General features: G+C 71.4%; 13 protein-coding genes and 1 pseudogene. 4 read left to right on the forward strand and 10 right to left on the reverse strand.

The window, feature by feature from the left end; translation table 11 throughout:
• Positions 1-34 precede the first annotated feature (34 nt).
• Positions 35-1,477, reverse strand: coding sequence for a porin (locus WMF42_RS31390; protein WP_437686440.1), 1,443 nt, complete (start codon positions 1,475-1,477; stop codon positions 35-37).
• A gap of 507 nt (positions 1,478-1,984) precedes the next feature.
• Between WMF42_RS31390 and WMF42_RS31395 the strand changes: the two genes are divergently transcribed.
• Complete coding sequence (locus WMF42_RS31395; RefSeq protein ID WP_437686442.1) at positions 1,985-4,198, forward strand: SUMF1/EgtB/PvdO family nonheme iron enzyme; 2,214 nt, start codon at positions 1,985-1,987, stop codon at positions 4,196-4,198.
• A 2-nt stretch (positions 4,199-4,200) separates the two neighbouring features.
• A complete protein-coding gene (locus WMF42_RS31400) occupies positions 4,201-5,700 on the forward strand; it encodes a hypothetical protein (RefSeq protein ID WP_061611671.1) in 1,500 nt (499 codons plus the stop codon).
• Positions 5,701-5,748: 48 nt separating this feature from the next.
• Here the strand turns inward: WMF42_RS31400 and WMF42_RS31405 are convergent, their stop codons facing one another.
• The 3 genes from WMF42_RS31405 to WMF42_RS31415 form a co-directional block, all read right to left on the reverse strand.
• On the reverse strand, positions 5,749-6,504 hold the full coding sequence (locus tag WMF42_RS31405) for an SAM-dependent methyltransferase (RefSeq protein ID WP_437686444.1): 756 nt from the start codon (positions 6,502-6,504) through the stop codon (positions 5,749-5,751).
• 36 nt (positions 6,505-6,540) lie between these two features.
• Positions 6,541-7,443, reverse strand: coding sequence for an STAS domain-containing protein (locus WMF42_RS31410; RefSeq protein ID WP_233562382.1), 903 nt, complete (start codon positions 7,441-7,443; stop codon positions 6,541-6,543).
• 863 nt (positions 7,444-8,306) lie between these two features.
• Positions 8,307-8,585 (reverse strand): hypothetical protein, encoded by a 279-nt coding sequence (locus tag WMF42_RS31415; protein WP_155798871.1) that lies wholly within the window; start codon positions 8,583-8,585, stop codon positions 8,307-8,309.
• 567 nt (positions 8,586-9,152) lie between these two features.
• On the opposite strand from WMF42_RS31415, the gene WMF42_RS31420 reads away from it, so the two are divergent.
• On the forward strand, positions 9,153-9,434 hold the full coding sequence (locus tag WMF42_RS31420) for a hypothetical protein (protein ID WP_437686447.1): 282 nt from the start codon (positions 9,153-9,155) through the stop codon (positions 9,432-9,434).
• Between the two features lie 360 nt (positions 9,435-9,794).
• On the opposite strand, the gene WMF42_RS31425 is transcribed toward WMF42_RS31420, so the two are convergent.
• From WMF42_RS31425 to WMF42_RS31445, 5 genes are all read right to left on the reverse strand, one after another.
• On the reverse strand, positions 9,795-10,349 hold the full coding sequence (locus WMF42_RS31425) for a hypothetical protein (protein ID WP_437686449.1): 555 nt from the start codon (positions 10,347-10,349) through the stop codon (positions 9,795-9,797).
• Positions 10,350-10,631: 282 nt separating this feature from the next.
• Entirely contained in the window at positions 10,632-10,874 is a 243-nt protein-coding gene (locus WMF42_RS31430) for a type II toxin-antitoxin system RelE family toxin (protein WP_437686451.1), read from the reverse strand.
• Positions 10,871-11,128 carry a hypothetical protein gene (locus WMF42_RS31435; protein WP_437686453.1) on the reverse strand — a complete coding sequence of 86 codons (258 nt, stop codon included), beginning with the start codon at positions 11,126-11,128 and terminating at the stop codon, positions 10,871-10,873. The genes WMF42_RS31430 and WMF42_RS31435 overlap by 4 nt, the downstream gene beginning before the upstream one ends.
• Before the next feature lie 83 nt (positions 11,129-11,211).
• Positions 11,212-11,397 carry a hypothetical protein gene (locus WMF42_RS31440; protein WP_437686455.1) on the reverse strand — a complete coding sequence of 62 codons (186 nt, stop codon included), beginning with the start codon at positions 11,395-11,397 and terminating at the stop codon, positions 11,212-11,214.
• Positions 11,398-11,810: 413 nt separating this feature from the next.
• A complete protein-coding gene (locus WMF42_RS31445) occupies positions 11,811-12,716 on the reverse strand; it encodes a replicative DNA helicase (protein WP_437686456.1) in 906 nt (301 codons plus the stop codon).
• On the opposite strand from WMF42_RS31445, the pseudogene WMF42_RS31450 reads away from it, so the two are divergent.
• A pseudogene (locus tag WMF42_RS31450) lies at positions 12,650-13,300 on the forward strand (site-specific integrase); the annotation flags it as partial. The gene WMF42_RS31445 and the pseudogene WMF42_RS31450 sit on opposite strands and share 67 nt — an antisense overlap.
• On the opposite strand, the gene WMF42_RS31455 reads toward WMF42_RS31450, so the two are convergent.
• Complete coding sequence (locus WMF42_RS31455) at positions 13,260-13,838, reverse strand: thioredoxin family protein (RefSeq protein WP_061610236.1); 579 nt, start codon at positions 13,836-13,838, stop codon at positions 13,260-13,262. The pseudogene WMF42_RS31450 and the gene WMF42_RS31455 sit on opposite strands and share 41 nt — an antisense overlap.
• Positions 13,839-13,882 lie beyond the last annotated feature (44 nt).

Consider the following 13,882-nt stretch of genomic DNA (forward strand, 5'->3'; position numbering starts at 1 on the left):
CCCCGGGACCGCCGTTCTACTCGGACTCTCCGCTTCAGAAGCTCGCGTCGAGCTGGAGGCGGGCGACGTGGCGGCCCTCGGAGGCGTCCTCGCCGAAGATGTAGAAATAATCGCCCTGGAGCTTCAGGGCATAGCCGTTCAGATAAACATTGAGCCCGCCGCCGACCTGCTTGCCCTGCGCGGCGACGAGATCGACGAGCTTCGGATCGGTGCCGCGCTCGGCGAAGATCTGGTCCCAGCGCGCGGCGAGCTCGAGGTGGTCGGTCAGCAGATAGCCCGCCTGGGCGAAGTAGCCGTAACCCGACCGGGTCCACTCCCGCACGGGCGCGCCGTCGACCTCGCCCTCGAAGGAGTCCCGCTCGGCGTGGCGCACGATGGCCTCGGCCGCGAGGGAGAAGCCCGCGTATTTGAAGACGAGATCGGCCGCGCCGTGCAGGTAGTCGGCCGCGCCGAGCGAGAGCGTCGTGCCGAAGGTGCTGTTCTGGCGGTTGGTCTGATGGTTGTAAGCGCCCGTGACGCCCACCGCGAGCCGGGGCTTCGCCTCGCGAGAGAGGTCGCCGTCCTGGTCGTCGTCGAACGCGCCGAACGGGCTGACCGCGAGCCGCGCCACCGCGAGCGGGCCGTGCTCCTGGGCGCCGAAGCGATTGCGCCCCTCGCCGCCGCCAACGAAGAGGTTGTACGACAGCTTGCCTCCGAGGCCGAAGAGATCGGGCGACGAGAGCATCAGGCCGACGTCGCGATCGAGGTTGAACTCGCGGACGGCGATCGGGCGATCGGTCTGCTGGAGAGAGACCTCGCGCAGCGTCCGCGCCCTGTTGAACGGGGCGAGGAACTGGCCGACGCGCACGTTGAGATCGCGGATCCCTGTGTACTCGACGAAGGCGTCGAAGATCGGAGAGGGGCTGTCCTTCTCGAAGTCGTTGCCGCCGAAGGCGAGCTGCACGTTGTACTTGAGATCGGGCGAGACGAAATGGCCGCTCGTCGTGAGGCGCACCGTCCTCACGTTGATCTCGTGCGTATCGTCCTCGTCCGTGTGCGTGATCGTCTCGCGGACCTGCACGCGGGCCCGGATCGTGGACGAGAAGCCGCCGTCCGCCGTCTTGACGGTGAAGCCCTTCCCCGGCGCGGCCGTCACGCTGGCGTCGCGCTTGTCCTTCTTTTCCTTCGCCTCCGGCGCCTGGCTCTCCGCCGCCCTGCGCTCGGCGTCGAGGCGCTCCTGCAGCGCGCGCTGCTGCTGCTCCAGCTCCGCGACGCGGCGACTCAGCTCCTCGACGCCGCCCGCCACCACGGGCTGACCGGGCGCCGGGTCCGCGACAGGCGCCGGGATCGCCGGCGGGGCCGGGGCCGCCGGCGGCGGCGCGGCCGGCGGCGGCGCGGGCGCCTGCGCAGACGCCTGCGAGGGGAGCGCGGCGGCAGCGAGCGAGAGCGCCGCCGCCGCGTAGATCGTGTGCGACTTCGTTCCGTTGATCGATTTCAAAGCGGCTTGTCCTCGGATCCAACCGTCTGCCGACGACGCGTCCGGCAGGCACGGGCCGCCGGCGGGAAGGCGCACCACGCCCCCGCCAGCGGCCGACCATCGCTCCCCGGCCTGCGCTTCGCGCCACGCGCGCAGACGCCGGGCCGCTGTCACCAGCGCACAGCCGGACAGCAACGGCACCAGCGGGGAGCCACCGTAACTCGTCCAATATAACGGACACCGATCCCTGTCAAGCTTCTCAGGACACACCCTACGCGCCGAAATTCGTCACGTGCGCTGCGACACGCGCCGGGATCCATCCGCCATATCGGACACGCGGGGGCGCGCCGCGGCCCCGCTGTCGGCTCTGCTCCGAGGCGGCGCGGCGCGCAGCGCGCGGCGCGCGCCGGGGCGGCGAGGGCGCCGGATCGCGCGAGAGGGTTCCAACGGACCGCGGGCCCACTAAGATGGCCTCGACGCAGGCGCGAGACGCTCGACCGGCGCCCCGCCGCGCTGCGCAGGGACTTCATGAGCCAGAACCCGGACCGCAGCGATCCGATCGACATCGCCGGCACCCTCATCGCCGACAAGTACAGGGTCGAACACGCCGTGGGCGAAGGCGGCTTCAGCGTCGTCTACAAGGCCGAGCACGTCATCTGGAAGCAGCCCGTCGCCCTGAAGTGCTTCACGCTCCTCGCGGGCGCGCCGCCGGAGCAGCGCGACCAGCTCCTCCAGTCGTTCATCCAGGAGGGCAAGCTCATGGCCGAGCTCTCCAGCCGCTCGGCCGCGATCGTCCAGGCGCGCGACATCGGCACGTTCAACGCGCCGGACGGGCAGTGGCTGCCCTACATGGTCCTGGAGTGGCTCGACGGCAAGCCGCTCGATCGGGTCCTCCACGAGGAGGCGACTCAAGGGCTGCCCGCGCGCGACCTGTACGCGACGGTCGCGCTGCTCGAGTCCGCGGCGGTCGCGCTCGAGCTCGTGCACTCGCGGGGCATCGCGCACCGCGACATCAAGCCGGCGAACCTGTTCGTCATCGGCCCGCCGCGCGACGCCTCCACGTTCGTGAAGGTGCTCGACTTCGGCATCGCCAAGGTGATGGCCGAGCACGCGGCGGCGGCGACGGCGCTCGCCCACACGGGCAAGGACATCACCGCGTTCACGCCGAGCTACGGCGCGCCCGAGCAGTTCAGCCGCACCCACGGCGCGACCGGCCCCTGGACCGACGTGTTCGCGATGGCGCTCATCATGATCGAGGTGATGCTGGGCGGCGCGCCGGCGCTGGAGGGCGACGACTACCTCCAGCTCGCCGTCGCGAGCCGCGATCCGTCGCGCCGGCCGACCCCGCGGACCCTGGGGCTCGCCGTCAGCGACGAGGTCGAGGCCGTCTTCGAGAAGGCGCTCGCCGTGGCGCCGGCCGATCGCTTCCCCACCATGGGCCGCTTCTGGGCGGCGCTGCACCGGGCGGTCTTCCCGGACAACCCGGGCTGGGCGGTCGCCACGGGCGGCGTGCCCCAGGGGCCCACGTCCGGCGCGCCGACGGCCCGCGCCTCGGCCCCGCGGATGTCCTGGCCGCAGATGGCGCCGACGATGGCGGCGCCGACGACCGCGCCGTCGCCGGGGACCGCTGTCTCCGCGCCGCCGGCGTCCGGGGCCGGCGTGAGCACGACGGGCGGCACAGCGAACGACGCGGGGGCGCAGCGGCCCGCGGCCACGGCGGCGCCGCGGTCGCGCGGCGCGCTGGCGCTCGGGGGCGCCGCGGCCGTGCTCGCGGCCGGCGGCGTCCTCGCGTGGAGCCTGCTCCGCGGCGCGCCGCCCGCGGCGGAGGACGCGTCGCGGAGCGCCCCGGTCGCCACCGCGTCCGCCGCGGCGGCCGCGCCGGTCGCGCCGGTCGCGGCGGTCGCGTCGGCCGCGCGCAGGACGGAGTGTCCTGCCGGCATGGTGCTCGTGCCGGGCGGCAAGTTCTTCATGGGCTCCGACGAGCCGGATTTCAGGCTGTGGCAGCCCGCGCACAAGGTGACGCTCGACACGTTCTGCATCGACGTCCACGAGGTGACAGCGGGCGACTACAAGGCGTGCTCGGACAAGGGGGAGTGCAAGCGGCCGCCGGCCACGCCCGATTTCCCGAAGCTGGACGGGGTGTCCGCCGCCGAGCACCAGAAGACGCTGACCGCCCTGGCCGAGCTCTGCACCTTCGGCAAGCCAGGGCTCGAGAAGCACCCGATCAACTGCGTGCCGTGGAGCCTCGCGGACGCCTACTGCGACGTCCACGGCAAGCGCCTGCCGACCGAGGCCGAGTGGGAGTACGCGGCGCGCGGCTCCGACGGGCGCAGGTTCCCCTGGGGCGACGAGCCCGGGGATCAGACCTTCATGAACGCGTGCGGGGTCGAGTGCACGGCGTGGGAGAAGGCGCGGGGGCTCCGGCCGACCACGCGCATGTACGACGCCGACGACGGCTTCTTCGGCACGGCGCCTGTCGGCTCGTTCCCGAAGGGCAAGACGAGGTTCGGCGCCGACGACGTTGTCGGCAACGTGTGGGAGTGGACAGCGGACTGGTTCGAGACCTACAAGGACGAGGAGCAGGTGAACCCGAAGGGGGCGCCGGCCGGCGATCGCAAGGCGATCCGGGGCGGCGGCTACAACGGCGGGGTCCCGCTCTGGCTCAACCCGGCGTTCCGCTACCACCAGGTCGCGACGGCGAGCGCGCCGGGCATCGGCTTCCGCTGCGTGACGAACCTGTAGCCGTGCCCGTCCCCGCGTCGCAGCTCGCGAACCCGTCGATCGCCGGCCCGCTCGGCACGCTCGCGTTCTCGCAGGTGCGGCCGCTGAGCTCGTCGCTCGCGCTGCGCGCGATCCGCTGGCACCAGAGCCTGGAGCGGCTCGGGGTGGTGCTGCCGTTCGCGATGGTGCACGACGCGGGGCTGCTCTTCTCGACGCCGCGCGAGCAGCTCGAGCTCGGCCCGCGGTGCGAGCCGAGGGAGCTCGCGACCCGGCTGCGCGACGCGGAGCGCATCCTGGAGGGGTACCGGGCGGTGCTGCGGGAGCTCGCCGAGAGCGAGGCGGCGCGGGGGGCGTCGCAGCTCCGGATGAACGACGATCTTGTCACGGTGGTGCTGTCGCGCCTGTTCGGCGCTGTCGCGGCGCGCACGCACACGCCGCCGGCGTACCGCGCGATGCTGCCGGTGGACGCGGCGCTCTTCGACGGGATCGAGCCGCAGCTCCGCGGGCTGTTCCTGTCGGCGCGGCGCGATTTCGAGCAGCGGGCGCTGGAGGCGCTCGACGTCTCGAGGCTCTACGTGCTCACGATGTCGGACGCGCTCGACATCGAGACGCTGCGGCTGTTCGGCATGCTGGGCTCGGAGGCGTCGGCCGGGGCGCTGGCCCAGGTCGACTTGCTCGCGGCGCTGTCGTCGCCGGAGGCGAACGACATCGTGAATTTCTCGCTGGAGATCCTGCCGAGCGTGCTCGAGACGAAGACGCGCCCGGCGGCGGGCACGACGGCGGCGCACGGGTACTCGGGGCTGGGCACGCGCGGCTCGATCGACAGCATGGTGCTGACGGAGCTCGCCTGGGACGACATGGAGCTCGCGCGCCGGATCGCGGACAACGAGGTGCTGTATTTCTCGCGCGAGCAGAGCCGGGATGAGCAGAAGCGCATTCATTACCTCTTGATCGACGCGTCGGCCTCGATGCGGGGGGACCGGCAGACGTTCGCCCGGGGGATGGCGATCGCGACGGGCAAGCGGCTGTTGCTGGAGGGCGAGGACGTGGCGTTCCGCTTCTTCGACGCGCGCCTCTACGAGCTCTACCGCGCGAAGAACGGGCAGCTCCCGACGGCGCACCTGCTGTCGTTCAAGGGGGAGCGCGGGCGGAACCCGGCGCGGGTGTTCGCGGAGCTCGCGACGGATCTCGACCTGACGCGGCACCACGATCCGCGGACGCCGGTGGTGCACCTGTTCACGCACGCCGCGCTCTACATTCCGCGGGACATGGTGCAGGCGGTGCTCAACCACGCGCACATCTCGGCGGTGTTCATGCTGCCTTCCGGGGGGCAGCTCGACCTCGACTACCTGGACATGCTCGACGCGCACTGGGTGGTCGACCACGCGACGGTGGCGAGCGGGGCGGCGCGGGCGAGCGCGGCGAAGGCCATTCTCGGGGAGAAGGACCGGCAGGACCGGCCCGAGGAGGGAGGTGCCGCCGCACGGCGCCCGGGGGCCCCGCCGAGCTCGCCTGTGACTTGAGCCTTATCCTGGAGGCATGAACGGAGCGGCTCGATCGCGGCGGCGCCTTCAGTGGTGCGCTATCAAGCCCAGCATATCGAACGGGCTCGCGTCGTACTCCTCCTGGGTCAGGAAGTTATCGAGGTCGAGCCACTCCATCAGGGGCCGGCATACCTGCACCTTCCACGGAGCCACGAGCGCCGCCATCTCCTCGGGGGTGCGCGGGTAGGCCTTGGTCCCGGCGAGGGACGCGGCGCCATTCACCCGCTGCGCGGCGGAGGCGCCGCGCGGCACGATGAAGCTGAGGGCCATCACGCTGCCGCGCACGCAGAACGCGTGCATCCTCCGCACGAGGTCGCGCGTATGCTCATCATCCATCAAGTACACGATACCGATGCACCCCACCGCGATGCGGCGCTCTGCGCCGAAGAACTGCGCCGCCGCCGTGAACAACGGCGACGGCTCTCGAAGATCGGCCTGGACGTAGCGCATGTTCGGCCTGTCAGCGAGGAGCTTCTCGCCGTAGATCACGCTCACCGGATCGATGTCCGAGAACAGGATGCGCGCCTCCGGCAGGTAGTCGTTGAGGTGGCCCTGCGTCGGTAGCCCCGAGGCCAGATCGAGCACGTTCGCGATGCCCGCCTCGGACCATTGCTGTCCCACGAGCTGGATGAACCAGCGGTTGAGCTTGGCCCATTTCGGATAGGTCGGCAGAATCTTCAGTATCTCCGTGGCAGCGCGGCGATCCACATCGTAGTTGTGGTGTCCTCCGAGGACGTAGTCGTAAACCCGGCCGACGTGCGGCTTGCTGGTGTCGATCTCCATCGTCTCCCCTCCTTTCGAGTCTTCGCGGCGCGCTCGTCAGCGGCTGCGGTGCGAGAGAGCAGCCCCGCGCTGCGGGAGCTGGCTGCGACACACGTCGAGCCCCTCCCGCCGCAGCGCGTAAAGGATACCGCTTTGAAGGTTCGCCAGGACGACGATGCCCGCGAGGTGCGCTTCCTGATCGCTCAGCGCACGGGCGATCTCGGGGCGAATGCCGACCAGCACCGGGTGGGTGCCGAGGAGGTCGAGCGCGCGCGCGGTGCGCACGAGCGCGGTGACGGCCTCCGCGCCCATGGCCGGCACGCCGGTCACGTCGATGATCGCGGTGCGCGCTTGCCGCTCCACCACCTCTCGCAACAGGCACTCTGTGATCCTGTCCGCTCGCTCCGTGTCGAGCTTCCCGATGAGCGGGAGCACCAGGATGTGGTCGTACACCGGCATGATCGGCGTCGAGAGCTCCATGATCACGCGGCGCAGCTCGCGCTCGCGGTTCTGTATGGCGCGCTCGAGCGCGACCTGCATCTCGTCGCGCTGGACGCCTATCTCGCACCTCTCCTGCTCCGCCACCGCGTCCACGAGCAGCGTCAGGTAGTCGTTCACGCGCGCCACCCCCTCCAGCGCCTCGGGCGTCATTCCGGGCAGGCGCGCCAGCACCTCGCGCAGGAGCGCGCGGCTCAGCCCGAGGAGAGCGCGCAGCCCGAGCCCCTGCTGCCCGAGCTTGAGCCCGAGGGACAGCACGTGCGACGTGTCGCCGGCCGAGAGGAAATGCGACAGCTCGTCAAGGATCTGCTGCGCGACCTGCGGCAGTCGGAACGGTGGGAGGCCGCTGCGGTTGTGCGCGGCGTTGTCCTTGAGCACCCTCGCGGCGCTCTTCGCCAGCGCCTGGCGCTCCGGGTCGAGCCAGTTCTGCATCGTGAGATCGGCCTCCTTGGCCTTGACCAAGCCGTGTCGTATGGGCGCTCATGGTGTAGGAAAACAGGGCACTTCCGGGCCGCGCGACTGCCGCTGTGCGCCACCCGGACGTGGATCTCGGCGGCGTGCCGCAATCTGCTTGCCATGCAGACGATTGTCGTGGCGTCGCAAGGTAATCCCCCCCTGGCTGCGGCCTCACGCCCCGTGCAGCCCTGCACATTACCAGGGTCGTGACCGTCTGTGATCCCTGACGAACTCAGCGGCGCGATCGCCGCGCCGGCGGGCCCGTACCTCGGCCCACAGGGGTGCATCCGGCATGATCAAGGCGTCGATGTCGTCTGATCATGCACCTGGCACCACGTCACCGGCGTGATGCCTTCGCGCTGGCCGGGTCGCGGCAGGGGTCGACCCCGCCCGATGCCGCCTCCGAGTCGGCGCGGGCGCGGCAGCACGCGGCGGAGCGGGCCGCCGAGGCTCGGGAGCGCGCTGCTCAGAACGTCGGCCGTGTCTGCTGCTGTGACGGCAGCGTGTCGCCAACCTGCTCCACGCCACGACGCGGGTGCTGCTCACACCACGGCGGGATCTGCGCGTGCGAGTAGAGGTCACGAACGCAGGAGCACGGGTAGCGCTCCGCATCGCCGGCCGCGGTGCGCGCTACACCCGGTACACCCACCAGATCCGCAGCACGCGCTCCCGAACGTCACGCGTCAGCCGCACGCGGTACGACCCGACGCGCATGCGCAGCGTCACGGCGTCATCCTCTGGCAATCGGTAAAAGTCGCCCTCGCCTGCCTTCGCGAAGCGCTCGACGGCCTCATCAATCCGGGCGGCGTCCAGCCAGTGGAGACGACTCAGCGCGACCCGGGCGGGCAGGGTCCAGTCGACGACTCACATCATCGAGGACGGGCCGGCGTCCGCCCGCGGGCCCGCATGATCTCCTCGTACTCCGCCAAGGCGCCTTCGGCTTCCGCCCGCCGCCGGATCTCGGCCATCACCTCTTCGTGTGGGGTAAAGGGCCCCGCCGCTCCGGCCGCGACCGCCTCGCGCTCCTCGTCCGAGATCTGCTCGTCGTAAACCACCGGCGCCAGCCGGAACGCGCGGAGGACCGGATCCTCCTCGTCGCCGAGGTCGGGGGCCATCGCGGGGGCGGCGCTGTCTCGTCGGGGGCTCATGCCAGCAGGGTACTACGGCCCCCTCGCCGGATCGACGGCGCGGGGCATGGAAAATGCGCACAGCGAGCCGGAATGCGGGCTCTCAGCCGAGCCGCTCCCGTTCCCGGCGCTCCTTGCTCGGCGATCGACGCGTCGACGGCGCGGGCGTCCGCAACGACGAGCTCCGCGGCCTCGGGGTCGTCCAGGTCCAGGCCGAGCCGGAGCATCATCGCGCTGTCGCGCGGCGGGACCGAGCGGAGGATCTCGGCGGCGGCTCAACCGAAGTACTCCGGCTCATTGCCCGACTACGGACCTGCGATCTGCTGGAGATCCGCAGCAGAACGACCATGGGCCGGAAGTCGGCGTGGTGCGTTCCGGCGCAGCTAAGTGCCCGGATCCACGCCTTCGGGCAGAATTCGGGCAGAATTCCCCTGCCCCTCCCCTGCCCTCCCCTGCGGCCGCCGCCGACCCGGAGGCCGCGGCGGCGCTGGCTCTCGTCGGGCGGCAGCTCCTCGCGACGTCGCTCGGGTGGGACGCGCTCGAGGCCGCGGCCGACGAGCGGGCCGAGAACGGCGAAGGGGGCGATCGATGACGGCCGCGTCCGTGGTCCAGCGCGTCGGGTGCAAGAGCGGCCGCATCGCCCCGCTCGCGAGGCTCCCGTGGTGGCTCGGGGCCGCTGGCCCGACGCTCGACGAGCTCGCGGCCATGCCGCCGTGGTTCGCCCGGGCGGTGTTCGGTGTGGCGGTGATCCCGCTGCCGATCGTACGCCCCATCAAGGCCGCGCCGCCGGCGCGCCGACCGCACCCGCGCCAGCCACGCACGGCGCTCGGTACCGGCGTTGTCCAGCTCGGCCGCGCGGTGTCTCCATGAGACGGCCCGGCGGGCGACCGTGGCGTCCTCGAGCACACCCGTGGCGGAACCGCGCCGCACGTCCGTCCAGCGGACAGCGGAGCTCCGGGTGCCACGGACGGGCCCGCCCACCCGCTGTGCGTCACGTCCTCCGCCGCCGGCGCCGTCCAGGCTGACGTGGACGCGTGCCTCTGCGAGTCGGGGGCAGGCGCCCGCGTGGCGGGAGAACGGGGTCGAGAACATGAAGTTCCTTCGGATCGTGGCGGCGGTGGCGAAACAGCGCCACCATGACGGCACCTCGGAGGTGGCAGGGTACGCCCGCGGCGGTGGCGAGGGGAAGCGCGACGCTGGCGTGGGCAGGCCGAGTGCCGCGCGCGCCGGCTACGGGCAGGTGACCTCCGTCGGCAGCGGCACACAGCCCGCAACGCCGCGGTGATGGGAGCAGCATCCGCGGTGCGACCCGTGGCAGCGGCAGGTGGGGCTCATGGTTCCGTCGCGGCACATCAGCCCGCGCGTCTTCTCGAAGGCGGCGCGCTCCGCCTGCAGGAGAAGAGCCTGCTTCGCCTTCATGAGGGACAGCGCCTTGCGGACGTCCGCTGCTCCTCTGTCCTTGGGCTCGATCGGGTCAAGCAGCTCCCGGGCGCGGCAGTAGGCCGTCTTCGCGTCACCGCCGTCGCTCGTGAGGACCTCGGTCGCAAGGGCGGCGCGCTCCGCCGGTGGCCTGGCTGCCTCGATGGCCGCGAGGCGCGCCTTCTCCTGCTTCCGCTCGCGCTCCCGCTGCTCTCGTTCCTGTTCCTCACGACGCGCCTGGTTCGCGCGCACGGTCCTGGCGAAGATGTCCACGTCCGGGTTCGGGCGGTGACTGCTGTCCGACAGCACGGGGCCGCTGGGGCGCTCCAGCAGGGCGCCGACAAGCGCCACAGCCACGACACCCACGATGATGAGACACCCGAGGCCGCGGACGGTGAGGCCGCGCTGGCGGGCCGGATGCTGCGGCTCGCCGCCGGGGCCCCGCGCCGGCTCTCGCAGTAGAACCTGGGCAGGCTCAGGGTGCTCTGCGCGGCGGCATGCTGCGCAGAGGCGCTGCCCCTCCGGAGCCCGCATGTCGCACCGCTCGCAGCGCGCCGGGTTGTCGTCCCCCATGCAACCAGGCTACCAGCACCCTGAGGCGACCGACTGCCGTTTCGGCGCTCGAGCCACCCCGCCGGCGCACGGCCCCTACACCCGGTACACCCACCAGACCCGCATCGTGCCGTCCCAAGGGTCGAGCGTGGCGAGGACGCGGTACTGCCCGACGCGGAGGCGCATGATGATGGCGTTGTCCGCCGGGACTCGGTACACGGCGCCCTCGCCGGTCGTGGCGTAGCGCTTCACGGCCGCGTCGACGCGCTCTCCGTCGCGCCATGGGATCCGCTGAAGCGAGGCGATGCCGGACGGCATCCACTCGATCTCCCAGCTCATCGAGGCAGGCGCGCGCGCATCAGCTCGTCGAACTCGGCTCCAGCGCCTTCGGCTTCTGCACGCCGCCGGAGCTCAGCGGTGACCACCTCGTGCGGGATCCCCTGGCCGTCCGCCCCAGCCTCCAGCACCGCCCGCTCCTCGTCCGTCAGCGGCTCATCATCGATGGGCGCGCGGAGGAATGCCTGCCACACCGGGTCGTTCTCGGGGATCCTGGGCTGCCGGGCGGGGGCGGCGCTGTCTCGTCGCGGGCTCATGTCCGGCAGGATACTACGGGCCCCTCGCCAGATCGACGACGCCGGGCATGAAAAATGCGCTCGGCAAACCGGAATGCTCGCCCTCAGCCGAGCCGTTCCTGCTCCCAGCGTGCCTGCTCCGCGATCGCGTCGTCGGCCACACGCACGCCCTCGACGAAGAGCTCCGCGGCCTCGGGGTCGTCCAGGTCGAGGCCGAGCCGGAGCATCACGGCGCGGTCGCGCGGCGGGACCGTGCGGAGGATCTCAGCGGCGGAGCGGCGGCGGGGCACGGGCGTGAGGCTACCACGCCGAGCGGGCGTCAGACGCGGCACGCCTCGCCCGCCTGGACACCTCGCCCGCCCAGCGACCTCGCGCAGCGACTGGGCGCTGCCGCGAAAATGCCCGGGATCAAGGACGCCAGTTAATAGGCGCTGACAAGAACCTCCCGAAAGATCTCCGGCGTCGAGCGATAATCTTCTTATGCGCTCGGCATGGCATGTGGAACCACGTCTCATATGCCCTCTCCGCCTGCTCCTTCGCCCTCGATCTGGTCGACCTCCTGGTCGACGCGTACGCCGGGCGCCCACCCAGCAACCTGCCGAAGCTCTTGCTCAACTTCGCGACGGTCATCCTGACGCGACCTCCGCGCCGGAGTCGCGATGCTTGAAAGAGCGCGCCCAGCTCGAGCCCGCGGACCGCCCGCTCACGGCGCCTCCCTGGGCGAGAGGTCGACGAACCGCGTGCACTCCCCGAACCACCTCATGCGGATCGTCCCCGTCTCGCCCCCGCGCTGCTTCCGGATGATGATCTCCGCGACGCCCTTCTCCGGGGCGTCGTCGACCTCCTGGCCCTGCCCCGCCCCGCCGCCACGTCGCGCCGGCGCGGGCCTGGCGTCCTCGTCGGGCGCCTGGTGGATGAACGTCACCTCGTCGGCGTCGGCCTCGAGGTCCCCGCTCTCGCGCAGGTCCGACATCTGCGGCCGGCGCCGCTGCTTCTCCGCCTCGCGGTTCATCTGGGCGAGCGCCACCACGCAGATCTGGAGCTCCTTCGCCATCGCCTTGAGGCCGCGCGAGATCTCCCCGAGCTCCTGCTGTCGGCTCAGCCCCGGCTTGCCCGAGCCCTTCATGAGCTGGAGGTAATCCACCACCACGACCGCGAGACGGCGCGCGCGCTGCCCGCCTTCGGCCGGCCGATCTAACTCCGCCGCGTACCGCAGCACGCGCGAGCGGAGCTCCGCCAGCGTGAGCGCGGGCGTGTCGTCGATGATGATCCCGAGCTGCGTGATGACCGCGGCCGCGCTGGTGATCTGGCTCCAGTGCTGCGCCTGAAGCTGGTTCGAGGCCCACAGCTTGCCGTCGACGTGGGCCTCCGCGAAGAGCATCCCGCGCGACACCTCGTCGCGGGTCATCTCCATCGAGAACACGACCGCGCCGATCTGCACCGGCTCGCGGGTCTTCGCCGCGTTGACCGCGAGCCCGCGCGCCCAACTGCTCTTTCCGCTCCCCGGGCGCCCGGCGACGATGCGCAGTTGCCCCCCGCGCAGCCCGGTGGCGCCGCCTGGTCTCGCTCCACGTGTACACGTACGCGCGCGCCGGCGAAGTCGAGGCACTGCACGTGGAGGACGTCGACCTGCGGCATCGGGTGCTGCACGTCCACCGCGCGATCGATCGGAAGCGCGGCGGCTTGAAGGAGGTGAAGACGAACATGCCCCGGCGCTTCTCCATCGAGCCCGAGCTGCTGCCGCTCCTCGAGGTCCTCGTCGCCGACGCCCGCGCGACCGGCGCCGTCCGGCTCGTCGCGGTGCCGCCGCTGCACGCGCTCGCGCCGCGCCTCCGGGCGTACCTCCAGCGCGCCGGGGTGACGCGCGCCGAGCTCTTCGCCGACGACGCCACCCGGAAGCGCCTCACGTGGCACGACTTGAGGTCAACAGGTATCACCTGGGCCGCCATCCGCGGCGACGAGCCGCTGCACATTATGCATCGGGCTGGCCATGAGCAGATGAGCACCACGATGGAGTACGTGCGCGAGGCCGAGTCGGTCGAGTTCCTCCTTGGGGAGGTCTTCCCGCCACTGCCGGCGGAGCTATTTCTGCCCGGCATTCTGCCCGACAGGGGTAGGTCTCGGGCCCAACCTGTTGTAATTCCTTCTAAATTCAGCCGAAGTACTCCGGCTCATTGCCGGGCTTCCACTTGATGTTGCACCCGATGCTCGGGCGCTGATCCGAGGGGATGGGCGCCGACGCGAGCACCGCGTCGATCGCGGCGCGGAGATCGCGGCCCGTCACCGGGACGTCGTTGCCAGGCCGGCTCTCGTCGAGCTGGCCGCGGTAGACAAGCCGGCGATCCGGGCCGAAGAGGTAGAAGTCGGGCGTGCAGGCCGCACGGTAGGCCCTGGCGACCCGCTGCGACTCGTCGAGGAGGTACGGGAACGCGTAGCCGGACTCGCGCGCCTCCCGCGCCATCGCCTCGGCGTTGTCCGCCGGATAAGCAACGATGTCGTTCGAGTTGATGGCCACGATGGCCACATCCTCCGGACGGTAATCGCGCCGCAGCTTCGCCAGCTCGTGGCGGACGTGCTTGACGAACGGACAATGATTGCAGATGAACATCACGAGGAGCGCCCGCTCCTTGGTGAAGTCCGACAGCGCCACCGGCTTTCCTGTGTAATCCGGTAGCCGGAAGTCGGGCGCCGAGGTGCCCAGCTCGAGCATCGTGGACGGGGTGCGTGCCATGACAGAATTCTCCTCTTGCTGTAACGGCGCGCACCATACCACGC

This window comes from Sorangium sp. So ce176 (assembly GCF_051519835.1).
Lineage (GTDB): Bacteria > Myxococcota_A > Polyangia > Polyangiales > Polyangiaceae > Sorangium > Sorangium cellulosum_G.

Coding starts and splice junctions, on each gene's coding strand:
- WMF42_RS31395 (WP_437686442.1), top strand. CDS start 1,985: ATGAGCCAGAACCCGGACCGCAGCGATCCGATCGACATCGCCGGCACC.
- WMF42_RS31405 (WP_437686444.1), bottom strand. CDS start 6,504: ATGGAGATCGACACCAGCAAGCCGCACGTCGGCCGGGTTTACGACTAC.
- WMF42_RS31415 (WP_155798871.1), bottom strand. CDS start 8,585: ATGAGCCCCCGACGAGACAGCGCCGCCCCCGCGATGGCCCCCGACCTC.
- WMF42_RS31420 (WP_437686447.1), top strand. CDS start 9,153: ATGACGGCCGCGTCCGTGGTCCAGCGCGTCGGGTGCAAGAGCGGCCGC.
- WMF42_RS31430 (WP_437686451.1), bottom strand. CDS start 10,874: ATGAGCTGGGAGATCGAGTGGATGCCGTCCGGCATCGCCTCGCTTCAG.
- WMF42_RS31435 (WP_437686453.1), bottom strand. CDS start 11,128: ATGAGCCCGCGACGAGACAGCGCCGCCCCCGCCCGGCAGCCCAGGATC.
- WMF42_RS31455 (WP_061610236.1), bottom strand. CDS start 13,838: ATGGCACGCACCCCGTCCACGATGCTCGAGCTGGGCACCTCGGCGCCC.